Source organism: Robiginitalea sp. (assembly GCF_049588695.1).
In the GTDB taxonomy this organism is placed as follows: domain Bacteria; phylum Bacteroidota; class Bacteroidia; order Flavobacteriales; family Flavobacteriaceae; genus Robiginitalea.
Genome location: NZ_JBAVZJ010000537.1, coordinates 1 through 5,173, shown reverse-complemented (window position 1 = coordinate 5,173; position 5,173 = coordinate 1). Strand labels below are relative to the sequence as shown.

General features: G+C 47.4%; 4 protein-coding genes. 2 read left to right on the top strand and 2 right to left on the bottom strand.

The window, feature by feature from the left end; all coding sequences use genetic code 11:
* Nucleotides 1-228 precede the first annotated feature (228 nt).
* Both WBV75_RS12430 and WBV75_RS12425 read left to right on the top strand, forming a co-directional pair.
* A complete protein-coding gene (locus WBV75_RS12430; RefSeq protein WP_424120909.1) occupies nt 229-921 on the top strand; it encodes a hypothetical protein in 693 nt (230 codons plus the stop codon).
* Nucleotides 922-1,125: 204 nt separating this feature from the next.
* Complete coding sequence (locus WBV75_RS12425) at nt 1,126-1,839, top strand: hypothetical protein (RefSeq protein ID WP_424120908.1); 714 nt, start codon at nt 1,126-1,128, stop codon at nt 1,837-1,839.
* Between the two features lie 229 nt (nt 1,840-2,068).
* Here the strand turns inward: WBV75_RS12425 and WBV75_RS12420 are convergent, their stop codons facing one another.
* A complete protein-coding gene (locus tag WBV75_RS12420; RefSeq protein ID WP_424120907.1) occupies nt 2,069-4,582 on the bottom strand; it encodes a TonB-dependent receptor in 2,514 nt (837 codons plus the stop codon).
* Nucleotides 4,572-5,173 (bottom strand): FecR family protein (locus WBV75_RS12415; protein ID WP_424120906.1); only part of this gene is annotated, 602 nt, incomplete at its 5' end. The genes WBV75_RS12420 and WBV75_RS12415, both read right to left, overlap by 11 nt.

Here is a 5,173-nt window from a genome sequence, read left to right as displayed (position 1 = left end):
AGGTTAAAGGTGACTGCCTATGGTGAAGCCACGGTCGAGTATGTGGGTTCCCCGGATATAGACAAAGGAATTGTCATAGGGGAAACGACCATCCGGAAAATTGAGTAAACCGATTCTGTAGCATTTGGCAGGAGGTATGGCGTTAAGGGCTCAAGGTTCAAAAGTTCAAAGTTCAATTCGGGCCGTATTCCGTATCTTTGATACTCGATAACCTTAAAAAAAACTGTAATGCGCAAATACTATTTCGTTCTGGCGCTTGGCGCCCTGACTCTTCTGGCTTCTTGTAAAACAGATAAAAAGAAGACTCCGCCTGAAGAAAAGGTGGCCGTGGAAGAGCAGCCTATGACTGAAATAATAGATATACATGCTGATGTAATACTTGTGGATGAACACCATTTTGACAAGGTGCCGATTACCTCACATGGCCGGAAGATTATTGAAGGTGGTGAAGTTTCCCTGGAGGCCGAGCCAAAGGATGTGAAAGTGCATACAGCTGAAGAGATGCATGCAGCTTTGATTGAAAATGAATATGAGACCCGGGAGGTGGACCTCACCCAGGCGGTGTTTACACTGGATGAGACGGAAACCTTCGTGGCGTATAATAAGAAGGATGAACAAATCGGTGTATTGCAGTTGGTTTCCGATGGCAATGGTGAGATCAGTAAAATTGCATTTACAGATAAGAACCACAAAGACACCTACGACGTTCAAAACGGGATGACGGCTAAGGAAGCCAGACAACTGAGGCGCAGGTTAAAGCACGTAAAGCGGAAAACGGATCATTACCTTTATGATGATCAGTCCAATATCATGTACCTGCTGGATATTAAGGATGATATGGGAAATGAAATTACGGCCGCCGAAATTGACAAGGCTGAAATTCGTGCCATTGTCTGGGAGAAGAAAGACAAATCAGAATAGATTTCTTTTGACTTAACGCGGTTTATAGAATTTAAAAGAGCTGTATAATTACGGCTCTTTTTCTTGTTACTAAGCCTTCAGACCGGCCTGTGGAATTTAGATCAGTTGTAACGGGATCCTTAAACCTAAACTTGTAGAAGCCTGCCCAGGTTTTGGTCCCCTCCGGACTTACTCCCCGGAGCCAAAGGTAAAGCTAAAGGGAAAGTGAACAGTTTCTTAGAATCCAGAATTACCATGACGCGATTTACCGTTTTATTGCTTCTATTTTTAGGGTTACAACCCTTAGCCGTGACCCGGGTGCAGGCCCAGGAGGTATTCCTCCATGAATTCGACTTATCGAAGGGTTTGTGGGGTAGGGAGCACTGGGGCTTGCAGGCCACAGCCAACTGGAAGCATATCTACAATAAGATAGGATGGAGCAGGGTAGGAGTATCCCCCGTGCTGGACTACACTACTGGTCCATGGACTTTTCAGGGTGGCGTCGGCTCTGCTTTTACCTTTGATTCTGAAATCGACAATTTCTGGGAGGTCAGGCCGTGGGTAGCGCTTAATTTCAGGTTTACCCTTTTACAGAAAATCCTGGTGGAACAGCGATTCCGTTCGGAATGGCGTGAGTTTTATACATCCGGGGATTTAAAACCCGAAAACTATCACCGTTTTCGCTATGGATTGGGGCTTGTATTTCGCCTCTGGGATAACCCCCGCTGGTCCCAGCGCCTGGGTTTTGAATGGTATATACTCGACTCCCCGGCGGCTTATGAGCGCTTCCCCAATGAGCGGGATTACAACCTCACATTTATCCACCTCTTACCCAATAACCATCAAATTACTTTTGGGTTTGAATTGGAGTCCTATCTGAATTCCCAGCTTCGGGCAGATGGGCATGCCTACCTGTTGATACTGGGATTCCGGATTTAGGCGGGACTTTGGTTCAAGGGTTGAAAGTTCAAGGTTCAAGGTTCAAGTTGGCAGTAGCCAGGGGCAGTTGGCGGTACTGATTTTGATTTCTTGAAGGGGCTGGTGCGTTTTGTGCGTACTGCGACTGCGTACCGAAGACTCAGGTAGGGGTTCAAAGTTCAAGGTTCAAAGTTGAATTTGGCAGTGGCTGGTGGCAGACGGCAGGAGGGAGGTGATTTCCTGCAAGGGGTCAATTAAATAAGATCTTTAGTGTAGCATTGGGTGTAATACCCAGGGACTCCTGCAAAACCTGCTGGGGATTGCCCTGATCCGCAAGCGTATAAAAGGTATTGATTGAATTGATCCTGTTAGTCACATTCCACACGGACAGGCCCGCCTGAATTCCGATAGCATCACTTAGTTTACTTCTGTAAATGGCCGATACATCCAGTCGGAAGTAGTCCTCCAGTTGGTTTGCATTCACAGGGCCATAGTTAATCTGATTTCCTGCCTGGGCGTCATCTGCCTCGGGGGCCGTAAAAGGTTTCCCGGTGCGCCAGTTGCCCCCAAGGGCGAAATAAAACCGGCCTGCGGAATAAGTGATTCCACTGCTGAGTGTGTGGCGAATGTCAAAATTGCTTCTGAAGTCTGTTTCGTCGAGTTCGGGAAAGTTGTACTGGTTTTTCAGGTACCCATAGCTGAGCCACGTATTCAAGTTGTTGAACTGTTTTCTCAATAACAGCTCAAGACCGTATGCATCGTAGTTTCCGGCAGATTTAACGAATTCATACGCATCGGTAAACCCCTGGCTTTGGGTCGTAATGCCTTCCACTCCTTTAAAAAATCCCACGGCGTTGATCAACCAGTCCTTGCGAACATAACTCAAGCCCAGTGATCCCTGCCGGCTGCGGATTATGGGAATATCATCATTGTTGGAAAGCTGCCAGCGCCTTTTTTCAACCCCCAGAAAATCGTTTTGAAAGTTAATAATCTGGGAGGTGTTCTGATGTTTAAATTCACCCAATACCTCCAAATGGAACCATTGCAGGAATTCATGGTTCAGGCTGAGCCGGGGTTCTACCAGAAATTTCCTGAACTTATCGAGGTAATTCACCCGCACCCCTCCATTAAAAGAGGTCCTTCTATCCGGGGAATTCCAATGGATTTCTGAAAATACCCCGTGGGTCCTGAGAACCTCCCCGATCAACCTCCGGAAAATTGGGTTATCCACATCGTCGAGGTTGGTAATTTTTGTCTCGACAAAATGGTAGCCGTTTCCCCATTCCAGGGTTTCAGAAAGGTTTTTCCGGCCAATAGCGCGAATACCGGTTTCAGAGACGCTATTTTCCTGAAGGAATCGCTGGTCCTGCAGTACATTGGCATTAATAGCCCTCAGTTTGTAATCCGATTGGTAAATGGAAAATTCCGTCGTGAAATCCGAAGTCCAGTTCCGGGTGTGGTACAGCCCAAAGGCCGTACTCTTTTGTTCTATGCTGCTTTCCTTCTCGACTTCGATACCCTCCAAAACGGCATTCTCGTTAAAAACAACCTGATTGGCGGTATGTATAAAATTGAGGCGTAACAGGTCTTTATCGGTCGGTTTGGACAGTAACCGTGCAGAGGCGTCATAGAAGTCAAAAGCTACATCAGTATTGGTAACAGAAGTCTGGTTTCTTTCAATTTCGGTGTCCTGGGCGATCCGTTTGAAGTATTCGGAGTAGGTGGGGGTTTCAAAAAGGTCACTAATGGCTTTTCTTCCTGCGAGCTGAACAGATGTGTTTTCTCCAAGAGGGACATCGATAAAACCATTGGCGTCGATCATATTGAGGCCGAGGCTTCCTTTGAATTCCGGATTGATCATTTTGTCTGTACCCATGGCGATAGTACCACTTACCCCGTCTGTCATTGCCGCGGAGGTCCCATTTTTCTGCAGTTGCACTTTTTGGGTAATCTGCGGGTTATACATGGAAATCAGCCCGAAAAAATGCCCCGACTGGTACATTTTTATATCGTCCCATAAGATCAGGTTCTGGTCATGGCTGCCGCCCCTGATATTGATATTCGACACGGTTTCATCGATGCTTTGTATCCCTGGAAATGCCTGTACGGACTGCAGTACATCCCCTTCCACCAGTCCCGGCAGGATAGTAAACTTGTCAAAATCCAGCTGGAATACCCCGTTGTCCAGTTTGTCCATCCCCCGTATCAGGTAATCTGAGAGGACAATCTCAGTCAGGTTTTGCCGGTCCTCAATCAGGTAGACCGGGCCACATTTCGAGGTATTGAAGAACCGGTATTCGCGCCGAATGCTCCGATGTCCGATATGCCGTATCAGCACCACGTCTGTAGGATCTGTAACGGTCAGTTCAAAATAGCCCTCCGCATTGGATATCGTGCCATTGCCACCGGATTGGACGGTGGTGTAGGGCAGGGGTTCAGAGGTGTCCTTGTCCCGAATATACCCGCATAGCAAAAGGGGTTTGGGCGTTATCGAAATCAGGGATTCTGAAATGAAATTAAAATCGAGTCCGGTCTGAACTTTGAGGAATTCAACACACTGGTTAAGATCGAGGTCTTTTTCAGGGGCGGGCACCTCGAGGTCCTGAATGAGGTCAGAGGCATAGTTAAACTGCACCTTGTAGCGCTCCTGAATATCGTTCAACACAGTCAGGAGCGGTGTGCCAGCCCCTGGTTCTTGCCCAAACAGCGAAGCGCTGAAGAGGCAGACCAAAAGGCTGAAAAGGAATATTCGGTTATTGCTCACGCGGCTTCACCCTGACTTCATTGTTTTTATTTATGCTATAACTCAACCCCATGGGTTCTGTAATAGATTTAAGGGCCAATTCGAGGTTTCCATGTATAAAACCTCCGGTAAAAAGTTGTTCGGTGTCTATAGCTTCCAAGAGGACCTTCACATCGTATTGCCGCTGCAGTTCTGCAAAAACCTCACTCATCGGCACGCGCTGGAAATCACTGGTATTCCGGGTCCATCGTGGAAAGGAATCGGTATTTTTCCCTGAAGTAACTACCCCGTTAGAAATCCTGAAATTATCGCCCTCCCGGAGCACTGTGGTGTGGTCCCCCGAAACCACTTTTACCTGACCTTCAAAACAACGTACCTCAAATACCCTGCCCCTGTGCCTAACATTGAACTCAGTACCCAGGACGCTTACAGTTCCTGCCGACGTGGCTACTACAAATTTCGCCCCTTTGGCTACATCAAAAAATGCCTCCCCCTCCAGTTGTACTTCCCTGTTGTCTTCCCATGTACTTTCGTTAAAGGCTATTTCGGTCAGGGCGTTGAGCGCTACTGAGGAGGCATCCGGGAGGGTAATTGTAGTCTTTTCACCAACCC